This is a genomic window from Flammeovirga sp. MY04 (genome assembly GCF_001682195.2).
GTDB classification, from domain to species: domain Bacteria; phylum Bacteroidota; class Bacteroidia; order Cytophagales; family Flammeovirgaceae; genus Flammeovirga; species Flammeovirga yaeyamensis.
Genome location: NZ_CP003560.2, coordinates 4,779,856 through 4,805,917, shown reverse-complemented (window position 1 = coordinate 4,805,917; position 26,062 = coordinate 4,779,856). Strand labels below are relative to the sequence as shown.

16 protein-coding genes are annotated in these 26,062 nt (G+C 34.4%); 6 read left to right on the top strand and 10 right to left on the bottom strand.

Annotated features, from left to right (window positions below; translation table 11 throughout):
• Positions 1-292 precede the first annotated feature (292 nt).
• From MY04_RS19260 to folE, 4 genes are all read left to right on the top strand, one after another.
• On the top strand, positions 293-5,593 hold the full coding sequence (locus tag MY04_RS19260; RefSeq protein ID WP_066212377.1) for an Ig-like domain-containing protein: 5,301 nt from the start codon (positions 293-295) through the stop codon (positions 5,591-5,593).
• Positions 5,594-5,794: 201 nt separating this feature from the next.
• The gene (locus tag MY04_RS19255) at positions 5,795-6,994 is read left to right on the top strand and encodes a hypothetical protein (protein ID WP_158297783.1); all 1,200 of its coding nucleotides are present in this window, start codon (positions 5,795-5,797) and stop codon (positions 6,992-6,994) included.
• 237 nt (positions 6,995-7,231) lie between these two features.
• The gene (hisI, locus tag MY04_RS19250; protein WP_066212373.1) at positions 7,232-7,645 is read left to right on the top strand and encodes a phosphoribosyl-AMP cyclohydrolase; all 414 of its coding nucleotides are present in this window, start codon (positions 7,232-7,234) and stop codon (positions 7,643-7,645) included.
• Positions 7,646-8,302, top strand: coding sequence for a GTP cyclohydrolase I FolE (gene folE, locus MY04_RS19245; RefSeq protein WP_066212371.1), 657 nt, complete (start codon positions 7,646-7,648; stop codon positions 8,300-8,302).
• A gap of 202 nt (positions 8,303-8,504) precedes the next feature.
• Here the strand turns inward: folE and MY04_RS19240 are convergent, their stop codons facing one another.
• The 3 genes from MY04_RS19240 to MY04_RS19230 all read right to left on the bottom strand — a co-directional run bounded on the left by MY04_RS19240 (position 8,505) and on the right by MY04_RS19230 (position 10,935).
• The gene (locus tag MY04_RS19240; RefSeq protein ID WP_066212370.1) at positions 8,505-9,221 is read right to left on the bottom strand and encodes a hypothetical protein; all 717 of its coding nucleotides are present in this window, start codon (positions 9,219-9,221) and stop codon (positions 8,505-8,507) included.
• A 203-nt stretch (positions 9,222-9,424) separates the two neighbouring features.
• On the bottom strand, positions 9,425-10,657 hold the full coding sequence (locus MY04_RS19235) for a type II toxin-antitoxin system HipA family toxin (RefSeq protein WP_066212369.1): 1,233 nt from the start codon (positions 10,655-10,657) through the stop codon (positions 9,425-9,427).
• Positions 10,654-10,935, bottom strand: coding sequence for a helix-turn-helix domain-containing protein (locus MY04_RS19230; protein ID WP_066213460.1), 282 nt, complete (start codon positions 10,933-10,935; stop codon positions 10,654-10,656). The genes MY04_RS19235 and MY04_RS19230 overlap by 4 nt, the downstream gene beginning before the upstream one ends.
• 210 nt (positions 10,936-11,145) lie before the next feature.
• Here MY04_RS19230 and MY04_RS19225 point away from each other — a divergent pair, with 210 nt between their 5' ends.
• Positions 11,146-12,054, top strand: a complete 909-nt coding sequence (locus MY04_RS19225; protein WP_066212366.1) for a glycerophosphodiester phosphodiesterase — start codon at positions 11,146-11,148, stop codon at positions 12,052-12,054.
• Between the two features lie 589 nt (positions 12,055-12,643).
• Here the strand turns inward: MY04_RS19225 and MY04_RS19220 are convergent.
• Complete coding sequence (locus MY04_RS19220; RefSeq protein ID WP_236941083.1) at positions 12,644-13,576, bottom strand: PDDEXK nuclease domain-containing protein; 933 nt, start codon at positions 13,574-13,576, stop codon at positions 12,644-12,646.
• Between the two features lie 530 nt (positions 13,577-14,106).
• Between MY04_RS19220 and MY04_RS19215 the strand changes: the two genes are divergently transcribed.
• Entirely contained in the window at positions 14,107-14,790 is a 684-nt protein-coding gene (locus tag MY04_RS19215; protein WP_066212365.1) for an EndoU domain-containing protein, read from the top strand.
• 42 nt (positions 14,791-14,832) lie between these two features.
• Here the strand turns inward: MY04_RS19215 and MY04_RS19210 are convergent, their stop codons facing one another.
• The 6 genes from MY04_RS19210 to MY04_RS19185 form a co-directional block, all read right to left on the bottom strand.
• The gene (locus tag MY04_RS19210) at positions 14,833-15,669 is read right to left on the bottom strand and encodes a DUF4238 domain-containing protein (protein ID WP_066212363.1); all 837 of its coding nucleotides are present in this window, start codon (positions 15,667-15,669) and stop codon (positions 14,833-14,835) included.
• 400 nt (positions 15,670-16,069) lie between these two features.
• Positions 16,070-17,344, bottom strand: a complete 1,275-nt coding sequence (locus tag MY04_RS19205; protein ID WP_066212360.1) for a leucine-rich repeat domain-containing protein — start codon at positions 17,342-17,344, stop codon at positions 16,070-16,072.
• 219 nt (positions 17,345-17,563) lie between these two features.
• Positions 17,564-18,784 carry a leucine-rich repeat domain-containing protein gene (locus tag MY04_RS19200; protein ID WP_158297781.1) on the bottom strand — a complete coding sequence of 407 codons (1,221 nt, stop codon included), beginning with the start codon at positions 18,782-18,784 and terminating at the stop codon, positions 17,564-17,566.
• Positions 18,785-19,061: 277 nt separating this feature from the next.
• Positions 19,062-20,276 (bottom strand): hypothetical protein, encoded by a 1,215-nt coding sequence (locus MY04_RS19195; protein WP_158297780.1) that lies wholly within the window; start codon positions 20,274-20,276, stop codon positions 19,062-19,064.
• Positions 20,277-21,047: 771 nt separating this feature from the next.
• Complete coding sequence (locus MY04_RS19190) at positions 21,048-21,764, bottom strand: leucine-rich repeat domain-containing protein (protein WP_158297779.1); 717 nt, start codon at positions 21,762-21,764, stop codon at positions 21,048-21,050.
• A gap of 28 nt (positions 21,765-21,792) precedes the next feature.
• The gene (locus MY04_RS19185; protein WP_066212351.1) at positions 21,793-25,899 is read right to left on the bottom strand and encodes a hypothetical protein; all 4,107 of its coding nucleotides are present in this window, start codon (positions 25,897-25,899) and stop codon (positions 21,793-21,795) included.
• Between the last annotated feature and the right edge of the window lie 163 nt (positions 25,900-26,062).

The following is a 26,062-nucleotide window of genomic DNA, read 5'->3' as shown; positions in this document are numbered from 1 at the left end:
AAATGATTGTATATAAAATCACTTTTCAGAACAACGTATACAACACACTCATTTTAAGTGTGTTGTATTTTTTTATTTAAATGATAACCACCCAAATAGTCTTTTTGGTTCAGCATCTTACTTTACCTATGTTTGAATTGCGACTCAGTATTCAATCTATACTCAGTCTGTCAAATGAATGGATTATTACATTGACTAACACTCTATCGACTCGTGCACAAGACGTAGAAAGTAGGCAATCAATAATAACTGTCCCTATTCAGTTTTTTTGAAACCAACTTTTACATTTAAGATGAAAAAAACAACTACAAAGCTAATAGTTGTTCTATGGACATTATTGACTTTTTCTCTTCCACTAAAAACTTATGCTCAATTTGTTGGTGTCGGAAATGGAAGCTATACCACTACATTCCCCGGTACCGATGCGGCAGGTAGAAATGCCTATCCCGCTGGAACGCCTCAATTAAGCGAAAATGCTATAGGAAAACCTGTCCCTACGAACGATTGGTGGTCGACTTTATTACAAAGCGATCACGCAAACAACTTATTCAATTATCCTTTGGCGATGAAAACCACCAACGAAGGTTTGGTCGTTACTTACATTCCATGGGGAGTCCTTGATGATGTTTCTCCAATTACGGTTGGAGTAGAAAGTCTAAATGCCACTAAAACCACTATTGCCGATCATTCCGATTGGACCGTTACTATGGACTGGAATGATGGCACAAGACATTTCCAAGCAGTATCGGGTATAGGTATGCCGTTTGTCTATTTTGATAAACAAGATACTGATGTTGCAAAAGTAGATATCAGTCAGGGTACCGTTACTGTAACCGACGAAATTATTACGGTGGAAAATGCTCGTAATGGGGCTAGTTTCGTGATTTACGCCCCAACAGGTAGTGTTTGGGAGCAAAACGGAACCACTTATACTTCCACATTAAACGGAAAAAATTATTGGTCTTTAATCATGTTGCCTCAATCGACAAGCAACGTGGCTGCAGCAGCAACTACTTACCAAAAGTACGCCTACGTATTCCCAACGAATACGACTGCAGATTGGACATATAACGAATCAACTTCCATCCTATCCACAGTGTACAATGTGGAAGTCGACGTAAAAGAAGGTACAGAAGATGCCATGCTTTTAGGGTTATTGCCTCACCAATGGGATAACTTGTCGGCTTCCTCATTACAACCCAACGATGTTTCTTACACTTCGGTGAGAGGTACACTAAAAATGTTGGAAGGAAACACATTCACTACGGAAAACACTTTCCACGGTATTCTACCGAACCTTCCGTATGTGACTAATTATAGTGATAGTTTTGATCCTTCGGCTTTAAATCAGAAAGTCGAAGCATTGAAGAACGAATCCTTATCTTCTTGGACCGATTCCTATAACGAAGGTCAGGTCATGAACCGCTTGATTCAGACGGCAAGAATCGCCGATCAAACAGGAAACATTGAAGCCAGAGATTTAATGATTGCCACTGTTAAAGAACGATTGGAAGATTGGTTAACTGCAGAAAGCGGAGAGGTTGCCTTCTTGTTCTATTACAATAGCGATTGGACAGCGATGCTGGGCTACCCTGCCGGTCATGGTCAAGATTCTAACTTAAACGATCACCACTTCCATTGGGGATATTTTATCCATGCTGCAGCATTTATGGAACAATACGAACCTGGTTGGGCCGCTCAATATGGAGATATGGTCAACTTGTTAGTTCGAGATGCATCATCACCTAATCGAGACGATGATACATTCCCTTATTTAAGAAACTTCAGTCCGTATGCAGGACACTGTTGGGCCAACGGATTCGCATCATTCCCACAAGGTAACGATCAAGAATCGACTTCAGAAAGTATGCAATTCCACTCCTCATTGATCCATTGGGGAGAAATATCAGGTAATAAAGAAATTAGAGATTTAGGTATTTACTTATACACTACGGAACAGGCGGCGGTAGAAGAATACTGGTTCGATATGTACGAAAGAAATTTCAAACCCGACCAACAGTACAGCTTGGTATCTAGAGTTTGGGGAAATAGCTACGATAATGGAACATTCTGGACGGCCGACATTGCTGCTTCTTACAATATTGAATTATACCCAATTCATGGTGGATCGTTGTATCTAGGACATAACGTGGCTTATGTAGAAAAGCTATGGGCAGAGATAACTCAAAATACTCAGGTGTTGGATAAAGTGGACAATCCTAACCTTTGGTATGATGTGATGTGGAGTTATCTGGCTTTTTCTGACCCCGCAAAAGCCATCGAATTATACGACGACCACCCGGGTAGAAACATTAAGTTTGGTGTATCGGATGCACAAACTTATCATTGGTTACATGCCATGAATGCTCTAGGTAAAGTAGATATTTCCATTACCGCTGACTCTCCTTTAGCTGCTGCTTTTAATAAGGATGGGAACAAGACTTATGTAGCACACAACTACAGCAATACAGAACAGACGGTGACTTTCTCGGATGGTTATCAGTTAGTGGTTCCGGCAGGGAAAATGGCGACCAATAAAGATATTTCAATTGAAGGAACGATCACTTCAAGCTTTTCTCAAGCACCTGTAGGTGGATCAGTTGATCTAACAGTTGAAGTAAAGGACATCACTCCCACTAAAGTAGAAATTTATAACGGAAGCACTTTACTTGGAAGTATCGATACTGCACCATTCACCGCTAAAGCGGATAACCTCACGGCAGGGCAAAATCAGTTTTATGCTAAGATGTATGATGGAGATAAATTTGATGTTACCAACATTGTTTCGGTAACAGCTGGTTTCCAAGTAGCTTTTGGTGATGTTACTCCAGAAATTCCGGGTACTATCGAAGCGGGTCATTACGATGTTTTCGAAGGTGGTTTAGGTCAAGGAATCACCTACCACGATAATAGTACATACAACGAAGGAAATTACAGAAAAGACGAATATGTCGACAACGTTTTAGACAATACAGAAGGAGCTACTGTAGGTTGGACCAACGGTGGAGAATGGTTAGAATACACTGTTCAGGTTACTACTTCTGGATTGTACGATCTTTCGTATCGCTACGCATCGGGTATTGGAGAAGGCGGAGGTCCTTTTAAATTATTATCCGATGGTGAAGTAATCGTAGACAATATATTAGTTAATTCTACTGGTGGATGGGGAACATGGCAAACCGCAACTGTCAACAATGTTCCCCTTACCGCCGGAAAACATATACTTCGCTTAGCCTTTGATAATGGAGGTTTCAATATTGGTAAAATGACATTTGCCAAGACGGGAGAATTACCTTACAGTCAACCTTTCGCAGATGCTGGTGAAGATCGTGTGATTGCATTAGCCGATGGGGCCGTAGTCTTGGATGGATCGAACAGTTATGATCCCGACAATGGAGCATTGACCTATACTTGGGTTCAATTGTACGGACCAACAGTAGCGACAATTCAAGAAACATCGAGCGTCTCTCCTACTTTAGGAAATCTAATTGGTGGAGAATATTTATTCGAATTAAGCGTGAGCAATGGAGAATATACGGGGAAAGATCAAGTAAAAATTACCGTAACAGAGGATGGCAAAATTCCTCCAAAAGTATCCATCACTTCACCAGAAAATCAATCGACAGTTTACATTGGCAACGAGGTCATCATCCAAACGAATCCTACCGATCAGGATGGAACGATCGCCAAAGTCGAGTTCTTTGTAGACGATCAATCAATAGGTTCAGTTACTCAAGCTCCATTTGAATTGGCTTGGAATCCTACTGAAGAAAAAATATACAGTATTCACGTTGTAGCCACAGATAATGACGATAAAACGGCTGAATCTACAGTGATTACTTTAGAGTCAAAATCAATTCCTTCGTGTAGAGGGACAAGTGTTAATGGCGATTATGATTATCAGTTTTCAGAAGATGCCTCAAATCCAACGCTTACTTTTATTCCTAATCAAGTAGGTATGGGAGCATCGGTTTGTATTTTATATCTATCTGTTGATGGTGGCGGATACGGAGGCTATTCTGTGACTGCTGATGTTCCTTTCCAAGTGAATGCCGCGGAAGGTCAGATGGTATCGTTCTATTACACTTATTCTCATCCGGAAGGAGGAGAAAGAAATACATCAGAAGATCCAAATACCTACGTGATCGGTACTTGCGATAATAGCGATGTTGAAAACACTTATCCGTCTGTAGAAATCACTTCTCCACAAGATGGCGACTTGTTAGTAGAAGGTACTGAAATTACTATTTCTGCGAATGCTTCTGATGTGGATGGTACCGTTGCACAAGTTGAGTTCTTTGTGGATAATAGTTCTATTGGAGTTGTTTCACAAGCACCATACGAGGTGAATTGGACGGTAGCCACAGGAGGTTCTCAGCTCAAAGCAGTAGCTACTGATAATGATGGTAACAGAACCACTTCGAAAGTAATTTCTGTTATTGGTCGATCTGCGACATCATGTTTAGAGGGCGAAGTAAGCAATGGTCACTTTAGATATATTGTATCGGATGCATCGAGTAATCCTACCTTAACCTTTGTTCCGAATATTCCTGGACTTGGTGATGTGATCTTGATTCTACATTACAAAACAACAGAAGAAGGCGTTTATCCTGGTCACCTTGCAAAACCTAACGAGCCTTTCGAATTGAATGCTCCGAATGGAAGTACTGTCACTTTTTACTATACCTATTCTCATCCTGAAGGAGGCGAAAGAAATACAGCAGATGACATTCAATCTTTCGTTGTTGGTGACTGTGCAAATGAAGAAGAAAACGAACTTCCGACAGTGTCTATTGCAACATCAGATAGTGAGACTGCTTATGATGTAAACACAGAAATTACTTTTGTAGCCTCAGCCTCTGATACAGATGGAACAATTGCCCAAGTAGAGTTCTTCGTCAATAATGCATCGATTGGAAGCGTAACTGAAGCACCTTATGAAATGAAATGGTCATCAAGCAATGCAGGCACTTTTACAGTAAAAGCTGTGGCGACCGACAATGAAGGTGGTGAGGCATCTGATGAAATGAATATTCAATTGAATGAAGTGATTCCTGAAAACGAATTACCAACAATTACATTGAGTACCTCGGACAATGCTACTTCCTACACAGTAAATGATGAGATTACATTTGAAACTGCTGTTGCAGATACAGATGGAACGATTGCTAAAGTAGAATTCTTCATCAATAACGAATCGATTGGAAGCGTATCAGAAGCTCCGTTTGAAATGAAATGGTCTTCGGCAACATCAGGTGAGTATGTGGTGAAAGCAATGGTGACCGATAATGATGGAGGCACTGCTTCAGATGAAATAAACATCACTTTAGTAGAAGATGCACCGACTTCACTAGATACAGATCATTACCAAGTAAACTACTTCCCTAACCCTGTTACAAATAGTTTAACTATTGATTTGCCAACCGCTCAACAAACTGTGATTATCAGAAATGTTGAAGGAAAAGAAATGGCAACGATGACCTTAGGTTTGGGACAATCTCAAATAGATGTATCGCATTTAAAATCTGGAATATATTTCATCTCTGTAATTGGAGGTGACTATACAAACAGCTTCAAGATTATCAAACAGTAATAAGTCATTGAAATAAGCTGATCGACAAACACTCTCTTAATTTTTTAGGAGAGTGTTTTTTATTTATCAAAAGATATATTAAGATTTATTTAAACCTCTCTCCTATTAACAAAGACTCAGTTTCAGTAAATTGAAATCAAAAGATAACTAAAGCAAGGCAAGGTATACTACCTATCTTTCTTCCAATAACTCCAATTAACAATGAGAACTCACAACATTAACAAACTATTATTCCGTGTACATATTTTCGTAATGAGTAGCCTGTTTCTATTCTTCATGCTTAGCTGTAATGAAGATTTTGATATCGAAATACCTAGTACAAAATATATTGAGATTAATGACTCCACACGTTTCAGCATGTCGCATTTTCAACATTCTTTAGAGAAATTATTTAATGTGCACGACCTTTGGGAAATTAAATATGATCATCAATTAAAGGATGGAAACGTTGAGAAAAGTTATTTGTCATACACGAATTATAATGGCTTTGCCGACTCAGTAATTGTATTTAATCATGTAAAAAATAGTCAGGGAGTCATTACGCATTCAGAAGTTACAGCCGTGAATGTAATAGACGAATACTATATGTATTATTTTGATGATCATGACCCAGTGAAAGATCTGGAAACAATTCTAAACTTTAGAATTGACTATGATTACAATTTCAATGGCAAAATAACGTCAGTTGTGGTTACGAAAGAAGATGGAGAATCGACACAACTTAATTATACCATTGATGCACGTGGTGGATATCAGGCAAGAACAGGAGAAAGTATTCATATTGGTACTTTTTTCCATCAAAAAGGTGATCCATTTTATTACTTCAGATATGCTCCCGATACATCAGATTATGTGTACGACTCAGAAGGAAACCTAATATTAAAATCTTCGGGTACTTTCCCTAGTATCGAAAAGAAGCACTATATCTATAAGGATGGTTACCTAAAGACAAAGTACGAAGGCACTCAAGCCAATCCGGCCTACAAACACTGTTTTGTGTATAAAGATCATTTTTCCAACTTTCAATTTAAAGAATGTGATGAGTTTCAATTCGTCTACAATAAAGAAGAAAATAAATTTGATCAACTGATTGAATTCGATGATTTAGCTGATCTCAATACTCAAACACCAATAAGTAAAATTGAAAAGTCAATCTGGGTTTTAGATAGTGTGCCAGTTCAAACCTATAGTGTTTATTCTACTTCTGGTGAGCTATTGTTCAATATCCATAAAACGGGGTACAAAGTCACAGATGAAGAAGGAAATGTGATTGAAAGTGTTGACGATACTTATACCGATAATAACAACAATAAAATAGATAAAAATAAAGTAGCTCAACTATATACAGGCAAAAAATTAGACTTTATTCTTTCCGATGAATTTGTAGATTTTTTCCAGTAAAAAGTAAATAACATTTATGCTTTAAAGCTCTATTCGGGAAGCAATGTCTTGAATAGAGCTTTATTATTTGCTTACAAAACGAAAGTAACATTCTACAAAATGCTCAAAGTATTCTCTATTTATTTTGAATTAATCAAATTGATTTTTCATTTTTGCGACACCATCGCATTTAAGTAAAATACGTATACAACCATATGTATTGTAATAGAAAAGCGATTGAATCAATTATCCAAGAGCATGGAAAACAATTTTAAGATAGAATTAGAAGAAGGCTTATCGGCACAACTTCAATTTGATAAAAGAGGTGGATTACTACCTGTTATTGTTCAAGAGAAATCTACAGGACAAATATTAATGTTAGGGTACGCCAATCAAGAAGCATTTGATAAAACACTTCGTACTCAGAAAGCTACTTTCTGGTCCACATCGAGACAAGAATTATGGACCAAAGGGGAAACCTCTGGCAACTATCTCAAAATTGAAAATATTATGGTGGATTGCGATCAAGATGCCATCATTTATCAAGTGGAATTAATGGGAAGTGGCGTTTGCCATACTTTCGATAAAAATGGAGAAAATCGTAAAGCCTGTTTCTACAGAAATTACGATCAAGAAGAAAATAAATTGTCATTTATAGAAGGAATGGAGTAAATGAAAAAGGAAGAAAAACTAAGAATAGAATCAGAGGGAGATAATCATATCATGACGAGTGTGGATACTCCAATGCTACCCGATGCATTTGATAAATCAGAGGAGGAAAAAATCGAGATTATTCAGGAGTATTTTGCGGGTATTATGAAAACATTAGGCTTGGACTTATCAGACAATAGTTTGAAAGGAACGCCTTACCGTTTTGCTAAAATGTACGTGAAAGAATTATTCGCAGGTCTTGACCCTAAAAATAAACCGAACCTTTCCGTTTTTGATAACAAATATCAGTACAATAAAATGCTGGTAGAAAAGAACATTACCTTCTCTTCTGCTTGCGAACATCATTTCTTACCTATCGTTGGTAAAGCACATGTAGGCTATATTTCTTCGGGGAAAGTGATTGGTATTTCCAAGATTAATCGCATCGTTGAATATTACGGAAAACGTCCACAGGTACAAGAACGCATGACGCTTCAAGTCTATAACGAACTAAAAAATGCACTACAAACAGACAGTGTAATCGTAGTAGTTGATGCCGAACATTTATGTGTTTCTTCTCGTGGTGTAAAAGACAAAACAAGCTCGACGGTAACGTTGGAGTATGGTGGGGAGTTTAATGATTTGTCCCTTAGAAATGAGTTTTTAAAACTTATCTAAATGAAAAATGAAAAGTTAAAAATGAAAAACGTAGTTAGTGAATAGTTCGTGTACCTTTCTGAGTAAAACGAGCGTTAACTTAACATTTCACGTTTTTCATTCTTCATTTTTAACTTTTAACTCCATATATGAAAAGAGGCTGTCTCCATTATCCATTTAATCGGATGTTGAGACAGCCTCTTCTTTATATTCTAATAACGTTCTACACTATATTATTTAAGTCGATTACTTCGAAGTTTTTGGCGACAAAATAATCGTCTGTTCCTAATTCTGTATTAATAACAATACCACCTAATAAAGTAATCTTATCTACATGGAATTCAGATTTACACGCTTTAATGTATTCATGAATTTTTTGATCGATGATCTCGTAAGTCACTTCGGTAATGGCTTTTGCCTGATCACTACTTTCTAAAATTCTATCTCTATAAGGCAAGAGGTTTTCCTCTAACAACATTTGCTGAATATCATCGTCTGCTCTAACAGGCTTGTAATTTTCGTCTTGTAGTCGATTTAACGCCAACATCAGAGCACCACAAGAATTTCCTTTTTCTTCCATACGAGGTCTGTACATCTTTCCTGTCTCTCCCTCTAACGTAATTCCGATATGTGGTCCATAAAAAATAAAAGCACTACCACCGTCAGGTACATGATGTGCAAATGCAGTCATCCCTGTTTTTCCTACAAACGGAATTCCACCTAATCCACCCATATTAAACGGACCAAAAAGCACATTAAAGAAAGTGGTTGATGGAACATTAATATCGTCAGAACACACCGATGTGGCCATTAATACTTTCGAAATATCTAAGTGATGTTCAAGTTGCATCTTCCCTAAATAATGAATAGAAGTATCCTTAGCGTCTTTCGCATTTGGAAAATGTTTTTGGACAATTTCATCGTATAGTCTTTGTTTCATAATAATGGATTTAGTGATGTTTTAATCTAGTATTCATGAATTTAGTAAAAAGGAGTGAATATCAAAATTTATGCAACACAGTCGCAACAACATCTTTAGATAATACAATAAGGTAGAAGATGAGTATTTGATGTTTACAGAAATAAAAAAGTAGCTAATATATTAACTATTTCTAGTTTATTTAGGGTATTTTGGTTAATATATTAGCTATCAATCAATTTGATTATCGATTTCTGTATTTTATTTTTCGAACCTGATGAAACAGAATATTTGTCAGCATAATTACTCCACTTTTCAACTACTGATTTCACCTCATCAATTATATTCTTGGCTTCTTGTATATTAAAATGTGCTGCTAGCTTCAAAAGGTCTTTTGATGTAGGGTGCTGACTTTCGCCGGCGACCATTGTACTATGAAAACCATGTGATGAGGTGGAGTACGTTAAATCATATGCTGGAGCAAATTTCCATTGTCCCTCTTTATCCATCAAGAATGCAAAGTTTTTACTGTGATCGTCTCTATTGTGCGTAAACATATTGAAACAAGCCAATCGGAATACTTTATTGTAAGCTGCTACATCCCTCTCCAACTGAAAAGCACAATCTAATAAATGACCGTAATCCATATTACTTAATCGGAAATTATCATGCATTATACCACTAGCCGAATGCATGTGCAAACGTTGATTTTGTCCAATTCTATCAAATCGTTTGGTTCCAAAATACGCTTTCCCAGAAGCACCATAAAACAACTTACATTCACTCATTTCAATACCACAATCCAATGCCATTTTATAATATGCATATTCAATATTCGCAATATCGTTGGCATCAAAAGAGGAAGGAAATTTAATGATCCAATGCTCGTCATTTTCATCTAATTGATTTCCTGAAGATAATGTATTTGTGATAGGATTATGAATAACATTCACTTTCGGTCGAGCCCCTCCAGAAGATCCACCTAGATCAAATAATTCATCGATCACTTCCTCAGAAGCACCTTCCAAAACTTTTTCTGATTGATGAAATAACTCATCCAATCTAATATTTGAATATTCTTCCTCTTCCCCTAGCTCAGGTTGATAAACTAATGCTCCAGCACCAAAATTTCCAACATAAGCCAAGCGATCCAGTAAAGTAATATCATTAATATTGATCCCTTTTGTTGTCAACATTCTATCCAACAATAACCTCCCCCAACCGTCAGGTAGTGAATCATTGAATACACCTGCCATTCCATCAAAAGGAAATGCAGACATATCCACAATACTATCCGTTAAAGGTAACTTGAATGGAGATAATTGAAGTTGGTATTTTTTAAATGCTGTATGATATTTAAAGTAGAATTTTTGATTTTGGGTAACAATCTCCCCTACATCTAAGATATTCTCCTTATCAAAGGAAAGTTGAACTCTAATTTTGTCGATCTTTTTCATTTTACATCATCACTAAATAGGTTCATAATATCATTCAGATCTTCTTTTTCTAGAAGTACCTGATTAAACTCATCTAAACGATTTAAAACATGAGCAAGCTTTAGTAAAGATTCCAAAGAAATTTGTCCTGTTCGCTCAAATCGCTTCAAACTTCCCAAAGAGACACCAGACCTTTTGGCCATTTCTTCTTGTGAAATTTTCATGCTTTTTCGAAGATTTTTATGTCGATCTGCAATTTTTTTGATGACGGAATTGGGGGTATCGCTTAATGAATACATAGCTAATATATTATCTATTATAGTATAAATATACATGAAATAGTTAATATATTAACTATTAAAGTTGTTTTTTAAAACTGATCATATTTAAATTCCAATCATATATTAAACACTTCAATATTAATTTTACATCAACATGATCCCCATCTACAAAATTCATCAATTCTTCTTTCTACTTTTACATCAATTTAAACCTTTTGACTAAACTCCATGAAAAACGTATTCCCTTATCTTTTGATCCTCCTTACCGTATTTGGTTGTCAGAAAAAACAACCTCAGACCATCGATTTACAAGGTCATAGAGGCTGTAGAGGCATTTATCCTGAAAACACGAATGAGGCGTTTTTAAAGGCCTTAGAAATTGGTGTAACCACTTTAGAAATGGATGTGGTGATCTCAAAAGATAAAAAAGTAGTGGTGTCTCATGAGCCGTTTTTCTCTCACGAAATAGCGATTTCCCCACAAGGAGACACAATTACAAAAGATTCAGAACACGACCACAATATTTATGCGCTCAACTATGAGGACATCAAAAAATATGATGTCGGGTCGAGACCTCATGATCGTTTCCCACATCAAAAAAAGTTCGCGACTTACAAACCCTTATTAAGTGAGGTGATCGAAAACGCTGAATCATATGCGAAAGAACATCAATTGAAAAAACCTTATTATAATATTGAAATCAAAAGGCAACCAAAGTATGATTCTATCTATCATCCCGGTGTTGAAGAATTTGCTCAGTTGGTGATGGATGAAATCAAAAAGTATCCATTTAAAGAACGTATTTTCATTCAATCTTTTGATGTGGAATCTTTACAAGAAGTCAGAAAAATTGCTCCCGAATACAAAACAGTCTACTTGATAGAAAACGAGAAATCATTCGAAGAAAACATGAAAACTTTAGGTTATATACCAGAAGTGTATAGTCCGTATTTCGAATTGGTTGATCAAGAATTGGTCGAAAAATGCAAAGCGAAAAATATGCTGATTATTCCTTGGACGGTGAATGAAACACAAGACATGGAAGCTATGATTGATCTAAAAGTGAATGGCATTATTTCGGATTATCCTGGGAGATTGAAGGAAGTGTTGGAAGAACATGGTATATTAATAATTTAATAAACTAATATTCTACCAATAATGGACTTAGAAATAGGAGATATTTTAACGGGTTTACTATTACTATCAATCATTTACATATTTACAGGAGTACGGGCCCAACTACTCTGGAAAATTTTACGTGATAAAGGAATTGTATATACTAGTGAGGAAGATTTTCTAAGGACTTTACTTCTCCCTTATAGTTCGTCGATTGAAATTTTAAGTACATTATTTTGGTGCTTTAACATATACATACCTCTCCCTTTGTATTTTAATATATCAAAATATAAATGGTACTATATATTGTTTAATATAATACAAATAATGTTGTTGGGGGGGTATTTATACTTTTTGTATTTAATATATTTTCAATAATTTCTTTTAATTCACCCAAGTTATACAATTTATTAAACCTCCTTCTTTTACTACGGAGTTGATATTAATTGTGTTGGGTATTAGTTTTTTACAAAAGCTTTTTCAGAGTTTCAGCATCAGGAAGTGCTTCTTTGAATTTTTGAGGAAGTGTTTCTGATGTTATGAAAGTAGATACACCCATTGGTTTTGATAAATCTCTAAAGCTGTATTCTACTTTTTTATTTTCTTTTTCTTAACAGAGTATAATCCCTATTGATGGATTTTCGTGAGGTTGTTTCACCAAATCATCTAAAGCCGATAAATAGAAATTCATTTTCCCTACATATTCGGGCTTGAACTTTCCTTTTTTCAATTCAAAGGCGACCAAAGCCTGTAAACTTCTGTGATAAAAAAGTAAATCTATAAAATATTCATCCTCCTCAACCACTAACCTGTATTGATTTCCCATAAAGGTAAAATCAGCACCTAAAGACATTAAAAACTTTCTGATGTTCTGAACAATTTCTCCTTCTAAAACCCTTTCGTCAATTTCATCATCTGCATCTTCCACATTCACAAAATCTAATAAGTACTGATCTTTAAATGACCTTAATGCTTTATTAGACAAATCTTGCGTCATGGTTTGTTCAAAATTATTGGGTAGTTCATTTTGTAAATGGGATTGATTCTTTATTTCAGTACGAAGATGACGAACAGACCAAAAGTTTTGTGCTGTTTTGTGGATGTAGTACCATTTTTCTTTGTCATCTTTAAGTTTTAAAAGCTCAAAATGATGTGTAAATGAGATAGATAAAAATGCTTTTATATCGAGTTCACTCAATTCGGTCGTCAGTGACGAACTAATCACATTTTCTTTATTTTCCAATTTGGTCGTCAGTGACGACCGAATTGAAGGTGATATATTCCATTCATTAAAAAAACGACGCATCTTCTTAATATTCTCTGCAGAAAACCCTCTTAAACCAGGTACTTCTTGCTGAAGCTTAGAAGAAATATCCTCCAATACTTTTGCTCCCCATTTATTATTTTGAAACTCTATCTCTACCAATTCCCCAACAGTAAAATATAGACGTAACATCTCAGCATTAGCAATTTTTGCTACAGCATATCTACTTTGTAATATTTGTTTCTTGAGGTCTTTTATGAAATCGGTAGGTACTAGCATAAAGTCAATAATAATATGTTACAAAAGTAAATATATAAAATTTCGACTATCATAAATGATGGAAGTTTGATATCTACTAAATATTGGTATTTACCTATTATTTAGAATCAATTTCTGCTACATTCTAAGAAAGAATAATCACAGAAGTTTTTTCCTTAATGAAATTTTATGATTCTACTTGATTTAAAAGTTGGACCACTTTTCAGCAAAAAAACGAAAGAAAATGGTAGAAGAAATCTTTAAAAATGCTAGATTGTCCTCAAGAGGTAGAAGATAATTTTCTTCAGATCAAAAAGCTGTAATTGTTGAATCCTATGAAAGATCAGGACTATCATGTTCAGAAGTTTTGTAGACAATATGGAATAATCACAAGAAAATTAATAACCTATGAAGACAGCTTAGGAGTAATTATGTGTATTAAAACGAAGGTGAGTTACACTCTTAAACTAAATTAGAGATTTTTGTAAAGAAAATGAGGAACTAAAAAAAGACACTTGGAGAATCAACATTGGGCATTAAAATTCTAAAAAATGACGAATTTAGGAAAATACTATTGCGTTGAAGGTATAGGTTCTGATAACAAAAATGAACATATAAGTAAACCGTATAGAATTATATTCTTGGATATTAATTTCCCGTTTACTGCATCTATTGTAAAAGGAGCAAAAGGTCATAATACTCTAAAAGAATTAAGAAAACATGATGAAACTTGGATAAAATATTCACAAATAGATAAAAAATCTGCTATGAAAATTTGTGAAAAAAAATTCATTATTTATTCAAAACATTTTATTATGACTCCTTTAGATAATGAGTTTAATGAAATAAGTTATAAACTTCTTAAACACACAATATTTGGAGAATTAAAAAAAGAAATAACAGGAATTCACCTTATTTCGGATTTAAACCCTCACATAAAAACTATTACTCAAAAATCACATGAAGATAAAAATGGTGTTTGGATAGCTGATGTTGAATATTATTCTAAGGAAAGAGATAAATTATATCTAAAACAAAACTCTTCAATGTTTCCTAAATCATGGTGTCCAACAACTTTTATGTTCAAAATATTCACTGCTTATAGGGTTAAACAACAATGCAAATCAGACTCCAGTATCTTTCATTCAATAACTGATTGTGGTATAAAAGTCAACTTTGTGATTAAAAATAATATTATTAAAACTGTTTACCCATTATATCAAAGTGATAATTAACTTTTGGGGTTAAAAGAATTTATTTTCTAAATCTTGTTTTTTCTATATGCTAGAAAGTAAAAATCTTCCATCAGGGTATTTTTGAAAAAGGTTTTGAATCGTATGAAAATCTCTGTTATTACTAAAAATATGTCTAACACTTTTTTTTATGATCTGATAATTATAATGTTTCACATTTTCAGGGTTGACTTCTAAAACTGAATTATCTAATTCTAATAATTCAGGATATGACCTTTTACTTACTATGCTCAAAGAATAATAAGGTGATAAAGGCATATATATCTCATATTTATTGTCAACAATACTATTGTCGTTGAATATCCCAATAGATGGATTGTCTGAACTTAGAAAAGGTATATCAGTATTATTTTTCCAAAAAAGAAAAATTTTATCGTCAAAAACTGATGATAAAATTTCTTGTAAATTATCACTTAAAATTAAAGATTTTTGAGTTTGTTTAGCATCAAAATCAGGATCGGATAAATCAATATTTACCTTCTCTTTTAATGCCTGAACAAGTACTTTATGTTGAGAGGGTAGTCTTTTTCTAAAACTGGTTGTTCTTATCATTTGAATAAATACAAACTCAAACATTATTTTCTTTTCATTAAGTTTTAGAACATTGTGTTTAAATTTAAGTTTGTCAAATAAGTTAATCAAGATTTGCCCAAAAGAAGATTCTATCTTCCCTAGACTCTTTTCAGTATCTTGCTTATTATCAGGATTATCGTAAAAAAATTTATGAAAAGCAACATTATCAACACTACTAGAATACACATCTTTTTTCTCTTTGTCATACACAAATATTCTCTTATTCCTATTGGTGAACTTTCTTAAATAAACTCGTGGTACAAAATGTTGTTTTTTAACGTTATTCATAACTTATTTTTTATGAAAGTTAGTGTTTATAGAATCTAAGATTATACTGTAAATGTATTTCTTTTTGAACGCTTCACTTAAAGCGATTTCTTCTGTTGTTGTTTGGTTTGGTGGCATTTCTCTACAGAAAAATAGGGTACAAAAACTAAAAAATATAATAAGTAAGTGTCTCATGTATTTGACTTTCTATAAAAAAAGTGGAAATAATATATCTTCAAAAAAGAATTTTTGGATTCTATCTGTATCCTTTTTTTATGGAGGATACTTTGCAGATACTTAGAAGCTATTTCACCAGAATTATTTCCAAATGGTTTCTGTCAGTGCCTGTATTTGCTTTTGCATTAAATAACTCAAAGTGATAAAAGCCCAACGCCTTTTGTTCTGTAAGAAAGTATTGCAATCATTTCTGAAGCTCATCCCAATATGGTGTCTTCTCTACATACACTTTTTCCAACTCTTCTAAGTCTTCTAAACAATCAGGGATATATTTTATAGGATTCCCACTTACATCTATAACCATAAGCTTCTTACAGTTACAGATCTCATCAGGAAGCCTGTGTATTTTTCCACTGGCTAGCTTTAAAAACCTTAAATTTTTAAAATTGCCTATACCTCTCAAACTTATAATATTGTGGTCATACATTTCAAAATCCCTCACATCATTCTTATAAAAATTTTTAGGCATATTGTGCCAAAAATTACCATGTGCTTCAAAATTGCCTATATACATATCTGATGGCATGTAATTAAAGCTTTTACAACCACTTATGTTAAAGGTAGTCAGTTTTTTTCCCTGAAAGCTCATCGGTAAACCCTGTAATTTTTCACAGCCAGAAAACTTCAATGTTATCGATGGAAATGGATCGTATCTACTTCCTAAGTGTTTTCCTTTTCCCAAAGTCAACGGTAACTTAGTTAGGTATTTACAATCATATAGGTGCAAATTAGATAAGTGATGAATGGGACCAAAGTCTGCAGGGAAGTTTTTAGCTTTACTATCATTGATATAAATTACTTCTAATTGAGGTATTTTATCCAGATGCTTAAAGCTATGTATTTCCCCCCCTATTAACTTTAATTTTTTAAAATCACTAATCTCCTCCGGAAGTTCTTCCAATTCATCTACATATAACTCCTGCAAGGTCGATTTAAATGAAAATAATTCCTCGGGAAAGCCTTGTATGGGCGTGTGACGAAAACGAATCGCTTCCAAATGTTTCAAGGAAGTGAGACTCTTGGGAAGAGTCTTAATGTTTGTTTTGGAGAGGTCTAAGTATTTTAAGTGTTTTAACCTCCCCACCCATTCAGGTAATTCGTCTATGGGGTTATCATGAAAATCAAGTACTTCTAAACTGTCAAACTCTTGAATAAAATCAGGTAGAGACGTTAATTGGTTTTGATATAACTTTAATTTTTTAAGGCGTTTAAATCGAAGAAACTCCTCTGGTACTTCTGTTATTAATTCCCCTAAAGACCTTAAACTAGGATGATTTGATTCTCTATATGCTATACTTTTAACATACCCATTAGAATCTATTGAGACAGCAAAATAAGTGTATTTCTTTTTGAACGCTTCACTTAAAGCGATTTCTTCTGTTGGTGTTTGATTTGATGGCATTTCTCTACAGGAAAATAGGGTACAAAAACTAAAAATTAGAATAAGTAAGTGTTTCATGGATTTGACTTTCTATAAATAGTGGAAATAATATATCTGCAAAAAAGTATTTTTCTTGTAAATCAAAACCGTCTCTTTTATTGAAGATACTTAGAAGCTATTTCATTTGCTTTTTATCAAATAGTTTCTGTCAGTTCCTGTATTTTCTTTTGTATTAAATATTACGTTAAGAACTCAAATTGGTAAAGTCACACATTGTTCTGTACCAAGCTTTTTCAATCATTTCTGAAGCTCATCCCAATAAGGGGTCTTCTCTACATACACTTTTTCCAAATCTTCCAAGTCTTCTAAACAATCAGGGATATATTTTATAGGATTCCCACTTACATCTATAACCATAAGCTTCTTACAGTTGCAGATCTCATCGGGAAGCCTATGTATTTTTCCACTGGCTAGCTTTAAAAACCTTAAATTTTTAAAATTACCTATACCTCTCAAACTTATAATATTGTGGTCATACATTTCAAAATCCCTCACATCATTCTTATAAAAATTTTTCGGCATATTGTGCCAATAGTTATCATGTGCTTCAAAATTGCCTATATACATATCTGATGGCATGTAATTAAAGCTTTTACAACCACTTATGTTAAGGGTAGTCAGTTTTTTTCCCTGAAAGCTCATTGGTAAGCCCTGTAATTTTTCACAGCCATTAAACCACAATGACATCGACGATGTAAATGGATAGTATCTACTTCCTAAGTGCTCTCCTTTTCCCAATGTCATCGGTAACTTCGTAAGGTATTTACAATCATATAGGTGCAAATCAGACAAATGGTGAATGGGACCAAAGCCTGCAGGGAAGTTTTTAGCTTTGCTATCATTGATATAAATTACTTCTAATTGAGGTATTTTATCCAAATACTTAAAGCTATGTATTTTACCTCCTATTAACTTTAATTTTTTAAAATCACTAATCGCCTCCGGAAGCTCTTCCAATTCATCTACATACAACTCCTGCAAGGTCGATTTAAATGAATATAACTCCTCAGGAAAGCCTTGTATGGGCGTGTGACGAAAACGAATCGCTTCCAAATGTTTCAAGGAAGTAAGACTCTTGGGAAGAGTTTTAATATTTGTTTTAGAAAGATCTAACCTTTTTAAGTTCTTTAATTTTCCCACCCATTCAGGTAATTCATCTATGGGGTTATCATGGAATTCAAGCTCCTCTAAACTGTCAAACTCTTGAATAAAATCAGGTAGAGACGTTAATTGGTTTTGATCTAGATATAAACGCTTAACGTGTTTAAATTGACGAAACTCCTCTGGAACCTTTGTTATTAATTCTCCTAAAGATCTTAGGCTTGGATCATTAGATTTAGTGTATGCTACCATTTCTACATGTCCATTAGAATCTATTTTGGTAGCTAAATAAGTGTATTTCTTTTTGAACGCTTCACTTAAAGCGATTTCTTTTGTTGGTCTTTGATTTGATGGCATTTCTCTACAGGAAAATAGGGTACAAAAACTAAAAATTAGAATAAGTAAGTGTCTCATGAATTTGACTTTCTATAAATAATGGAAATAATATGTCTTCAAAAAAGTATTTTTCTTGTAAATCAAAACCATCTCTTTTATTGAAGATACTTAGAAGCTATTTCATTTGCTTTTTATCAAATAGTTTCTGTCAGTTCCTGTATTTTCTTTTGCATTAAATATTTTGTTACAGCACTTAAAATGGAAAAGCCCCACAACGTTCTGTACGAGGCTATTTCAATCATTTCTGAAGCTCATCCCAATAAGGGGTCTTCTCTACATACACTTTTTCCAACTCTTCCAAATCTTCTAAACAATCAGGGATATATTTTATAGGATTCCCACTCACATCTATACTGATAAGCTTCTTACAGTTGCAGATCTCATCGGGAAGCCTATGTATTTTTCCACTGGCTAGCTTTAGAAACCTTAAACTTTTAAAGTTACCTATACCCCTCAAACTTATGATATTGTGGTCATACATTTCAAAAGCTTCCATATCATTCTTGTAAAAATTTTTAGGCATATTGTGCCAAAAATTACCATGTGCTTGAAAAGTATCAATATACATATCTGATGGCATGTAATTAAAGCTTTTACAACCACTTATATGAAGACCTAGCAGTTTTTTTCCCTGAAAGCTCATCGGCAAGCCCTGTAATTTTTCACAGCCATCAAACCTCAATGACACAAACGAAAAAAAGTGTTTAGCACCTAAATGTTCTCCTTTTCCCAAAGTCATCGGTAACTTCGTAAGGTATTTACAATCATATAGGTGTAAATGAGACAAATGGTGAATGGGACCAAAGTCTGCAGGGAAGTTTTTAGCTTTGCTATCATTGATATAAATTCTTTCTAATTGAGGTATTTTATCCAGATGCTTAAAACTATGTATTTTACCTCCTATTAACTTTAATTTTTTAAAATCACTAATCGCCTCTGGAAGCTCTTCCAATTCATCTACATACAACTCCTGCAAGGTCGATTTAAATGAATATAATTCCTCAGGAAAGCCTTGTATGAGTGTATGATCAAAATAAATCACTTCTAAATGTTTCAAGGAAGTCAGACTCTTGGGAAGAGTCTTAATGTTTGTTTTAGAAAGATTTAACCTTTTTAAGTTCTTTAATTTTCCCACCCATTCCGGTAATTTGTCTATGGGGTTATCATGGAATTCAAGCTCCTCTAAACTGTCAAACTCCTGAATAAAATCCGGTAGAGACGTTAATTGATTTTGATCTAGATATAAACGCTTAACGTGTTTAAATTGACGAAACTCCTTTGGAACTTCTGTGATTAATTCTCCTAAACCTTTCACAATTGGTGCGTTAGATTTAGTGTATGCTATCATTTCTACATGTCCATTAGAATCTATTTTGGTAACAAAATAAGGTGTTTTCTTTTTGAACGCTTCACTTAAAGCGATTTCTTCTGTTGTTATTTGGTTTGATGGCATTTCTCTACAAGAAAATAGGGTACAAAAACTAAAAATTAGAATAAGTAAGTGTCTCATGAATTTGGCTTTCTATAAATAATGGAAATAATATATCTGCAAAAAAGTATTTTTCTTGTAAATCAAAACCTCTCTTTCATTGAAGATACTTAGAAGCTATTTCATTTGCTTTTATCAAATAGTTTCTGTCAGTTCCTGTATTTTCTTTTGCATTAAATATTTTGTTACAGCACTTAAAATGGAAAAGCCCCACAACGTTCTGTACGAGGCTATTTCAATCATTTCTGAAGCTCATCCCAATAAGGAGTCTTCTCTACATACACTTTTTCCAACTCTTCTAAGTCTTCTAAACAATCAGGGATATATTTTATAGGATTCCCACTTACATCTATACCATAAGCTTCTTACAGTTACAGATCTCATCAGGAAGCCTATGTATTTTTCCACTGGCTAGCTTTAGAAACCTTAAACTTTTAAAATTGCCTATACCTCTCAGACTTATGATATTGTGGTCATACATTTCAAAATCCTTCACATCATTCTTATAAAAATTTTTCGGCATATTGTGCCAAAAATTACCATGTGCTTGAAAGGTGCTTATATACATATCTGATGGCATGTAATTAAAGCTTTTACAACCATTTATATGAAGCCCACTCAGTTTTTTTCCCTGAAAGCTCATCGGTAAACCCTGTAATTTTTCACAGCCATCAAACCACAATGACAACCTCGAAAAAAAATGTTTAGCACCTAAGTGTTCTCCTTTTCCCAAACTCATCGGTAACTTAGTAAGGTATTTACAATCATATAGATGCAAATGAGACAAGTGGTGAATGGACCAAAGTTTGCAGGGAAATTTTTAGCTTTGCTATCATTGATATAAATTTTTTCTAATTGAGGTATTTTATCCAGATGTTTAAAACTATGTATTTTACCTCCGATGAACTTTAATTTTTTAAAATCACTAATCGCCTCCGGAAGCTCTTCCAATTCATCTATATATAATTCTTGCAAGGTCGATTTAAATGAATATAATTCCTCCGGAAAGCCTTTTATGGGCGTGTGACGAAAACGAATCGCTTCCAAATGCTTCAAGGAAGTGAGACTCTTAGGAAGAGTCTTAATATTTGTTTTGGAGAGATCTAACCTTTTTAAGTTCTTTAATTTCCCTACCCATTCAGGTAATTCATCTAAGGGATTATCATGAAAATCAAGCTCTTCCAAACTGTCAAACTCCTGAATAAAATCCGGTAGAGACGTTAATTGGTTTTGATCTAGATATAAACGCTTAACGTGTTTAAATTGAAGAAACTCATCTGGTACTTCTGTGATTAATTCTCCCAAAGATCTATATCGAGGATGATTTGATTCATTATATGCTATACTTTTAACATACCCATTAGAATCTATTGAGACCGCAAAGTAAGTGTATTTCTTTTTGAACGCTTCACTTAAAGCGATTTCTTCTGTTGGTGTTTGATTTGATGGCATTTCTCTACAGGAAAATAAGGTACAAAAACTAAAAATTAGAATAAGTAAGTGTCTCATGAATTTGACTTTCTATAAATAATGGAAATAATATGTCTTCAAAAAAATCTTTTTGGATTCTATCTGTATCCGCTTCTTCATTGAAGATACTTTGCAGATACTGAGAAGCTATTTCACCGGCATTATCCCCAAAGGGCTGCTCAGAATTAAGATAATAAGCTTCAAGTACTTTCTTCAAATCTCCTAAATAATTTTTACACTGCTCCTCACTTAACCATTGCACTCCCATGCCTTTCCAGGTCGCCGATTCTGGATAGACTCCTTCCATTTTATACTTATTAAAGCCACCCTGAATAGTTTCTGTCAGTACTTGTATTTGCTTATGGGCATTGATCATAAATACTTTACTGCCTTTGATATGACTCATCCATTGCTCATAGGTGATATCAAAAAGTTCATTTTTCAACTCTAAAAAACGATCATTGCTCCCCTTTTTCCCATAGGTTGTTAAGAACTTTGTTGTAGTGGGTATCGTATTCCTTTTAGGCTTACCTTTTTCTTTAATGACGCTTTCGGAAAGGGAAGCGATCACGGCTGATAGTTTCTCATTTTCCGTGCTTTGTTTCAACTTCTTTTGGGCGATCGCATTAAAGACAGTACTCACATAACTCAAAGTGGAATTACCAGAGATCTCAAAAAGCTCTTTTTCTATTTTAGCACCCCCTTCCACACTGACAACGCCTGCATCGGCTTTTGCTTCAAAAGAACCTCCCGCCAAAACCCTAAGGTACTGAATATTGAGACCGTCTTCTTCAAAAATCATTTGAAAAGTAAACTTTAAATATCCTTTTGAGGTCGCTTCTGAGGAATTACCCTTGCTGATATTCTTGAACCATCCATTAAGATACTTCGTTAATCCTGAACCTTTCGTTAATTGCCTATCTGTGGAGGGAATATTTTTCACTCCTTCAACAAGACCTACACACTTCGTACCCAAATCTTGAACATGAGACTCCCTGTTTGCTAAAATACCTTCTAAACTTATCCCTGAACCACAAATAATTGAAAGAGTGGCATATTCTCCAATATTGTCTTTGCCACTATGGAAATCGATATTCTGATAAACTCCCTCTACGCCAAAGGCACCGTCAAAACCACTGACATCTATCTCTGCATAAGTGATCTTATTCTCTATTGAGGTTTCTTTTACTGCTTTTCCATTTGAATTATAATACAAATGCCTTTTCCCACTATTTAAATCACTGCTTTTTAAACCTTCAATAAAAGTCGTCGTTTGCTCCATATCATAAAATTCCCCAGAAATACTAGCCGTATCACCTAAACTCACATTGGCATTTACCTTGTCTTTCACCGAGTCTATTTGATGATACCCCTTGAGTAACTCCCTTTTTACACTCTCGTCCCACAATACCGGTTGCAAAAGAAAGTTTGCTGTATCCTCCCCAGGATCAGGTGATCCGAATTTTTTGAAGATTTCCAGTTGCAAGTATGCAAAAAAATGACGGTAAGAATCATAAGACCCATTCAGAGTTTTAAATACATCTGAGGAAACTTCTCTTCCTGCTTCCACTGTTGCTCCTAATTCGCTAGAAGGACCTGTGGTTTTAAAAACAGCAACAACAGAATGGGAAAGACGAACATTTACTTTTCTATCGTCACCCCTTTCCAAAGAAAAATGTTCACCAAAACCTACCCCAAAACGAATCGAGGCGACTATAAAGGGGGTGATTTGAATCTTCAACTCCATCTCTACAGAATTGGTATGAAGGGTATCCTCAAAAAAGTTGCCGGGCAAATAATTTAAAAAGGCATCATACAAACTGCTTTGATTATCATAATTAAGGTGTATTTTCTGAACCCACTGACCCTTCACCCTTTCCACCTTTCTATACTCCTTCTCTTCAATTGAGTTTGTTACCTGATAGTACTCCTTACCAATTGCTGGAATATAACCTGAGGGTAACAAAAGGTACTCCCCTGCATGCTCCTGAAATTTATCACCTGTGGGAGAAAAAGTATTATCAGACAAAAGAGCGTTCTTTGTCCGAAATTCTCCTGCATCAACTTCCAGATATTTAGCTACTAGATCAACAGTGTCTCCACTACCCAGCTTGTAACAGAACGTCCCATCTTTCTCCTGCACAAGCCAACCATTCAGTTTTGAGTCTTTCTCTTTTTCCTCCTGATCAAATTCTTCCTGACTAAGAAGGGAGTCCGACTTCCAGTCCACCGTTACCCATTCAAACTCATAATCGCCCTCAGGAAATAAGATGATATCTTCATCCCATACTCTGGTTCTCTTCAATAATGCCTGTAGACTTTCATCATATTTCTCAATACAATATTCATCCAGTTGTTTGAATTTTTCAGGATTTAAAGATAACTTTTCTAATTCTTTTTGTACCTTACCTGCCGCTCTATATAAAATCAAAGATTTACTTGTACTTAAATACTTTTCACGATCATAGACCATAGCCTTGGAACTCGGTAACGTGATATGATTAATGTCATAGTAGGCCTGACAAGATATTTTATAGATTTCTGAACCTACTGTTTCTTTATCAAAATCAGTAGAGGAAAGGTTACTGTCACTCAGTAGGTGATTCATTAAAAAGGCTTTTTGATACATCCGTTTTTTAAGTATAGAAACCAGATCACTATCGCCCCCTACTTTTTCAGAATATACCTTCTTTAGCTTTTCAAGGGAAGGGGAATGCTTTCTTATCTTTTTAAGATCAGGAAGCCTTTCCAGTTCAAGATCAAGAAGAAATTGTTCTGCATGTTGCTTACCAAACAAAAGACCATTTTCTTCCCCAAAGGTGTAGTATAAGTATGCAAACTCATAAACAAAAGCAGTCGCACCTATATTAGTCAAGTGTTTAATAGGGTTCATTTCACTAAACTCCTTGTCAAGCTGAATAATTTCATCAACTAATTTACCATAGTCTAGAACCATCGGTTTTAACATAAACTCTTCTTCTAGAAGAAGTGTATTTTCTCTTTGATTGCCATCGAATAAACTGCTTTCAAATTTCTTGAGAAGAGAATAATCAAGAGATATCCTTTCAGGTAAATGACGACCAAAGTCTATATTTTCAATAGGAACATCCCTACGTAACTGTGCTGTATTTCCTAAAAAGTAAAAAGTATTATTCAATAGATACAACTCCCATTCCTCTATTTTTTTAAATAGTAAATCCTCTATCTTATGTTGTAAATCCTTTGTAAGAATACTTCCTTTATTTTTACCCGAGAGATACCCTATACCAACTGTTACCTTTAATGTTTCTAGGTCGGCCTCTGTAAAGTCAAAATGAATAAATATATTTTCATTGAGCTTCGGGGCTACTAGAACCTGACCTGCACTATTATTAATCTCTTTCTGTTCTTTAAGAGTTTCACGTAATGCTGCAACCTCTTTCTTTCGAGTAATCTTTTTTTGATCTCGAATTCTACTCCACCTTTCAAAAAATTCCTCTCTACTGAAAATTTGAACAGGTAATAAAGGAGAATCCTGTTCCATACAAAAGTGGTCCAAATCACCTAAACAGACTTTAATAGACGTCTCATCACCCAAAAATAGACGCTCCAAATTAGGGTTAAACGGGGTAATATCTTCCAAGAATTTACCTGTAATTTCAAGAGAATTATGTAACCCCTCTTTATCTAAAACAGAAACATACACCTTATCATTTTTGATATAAAGTTTATTCGGAATCTCTTCTGGGGCTCTTTTTTTAAGCAGTTCAAGTTCTTCACCCACTCCTTCGAACTCTTGTTTTAGTTCATTCTCAAAAGTTTCTTGATCCTTTAAGCTATGAAAAAGTAATTCCCTATATATAAACATTGGGACTTGGTTAAAATTAGATAATTCTCCTACTTTAACATCTTTTCTGTACTTATTCACTTGAACAGGAACTTTAAGTGCACTAGAGAAATAAAGTTCTTCTTCCCCTTGTTGTCTTACATAATAAAGACATGTGTCTACAAAGAAAAAATAACCTTCAATTAGTTGTTTAGGACGTTGTTCTTCGTATGGATCTTTTATTATTTCTATGTTAGAAGATTCGTAATCTCTTGTATGGCTAGTTTTGTTTCTTTCTAAGAATTCGTACATAAGTTGAGTAATAGTTTAACCGCTGTTTGCAACTTGAAAAGTAATACGTTTTATATTGAATACCAACTTATACTCTTCAATTTTATACTTTAGACTAACAATTACGAATTAAAATTTTCTCCACAACTCAATTAAAAAAAACTTCGGCCAACATATTACATGT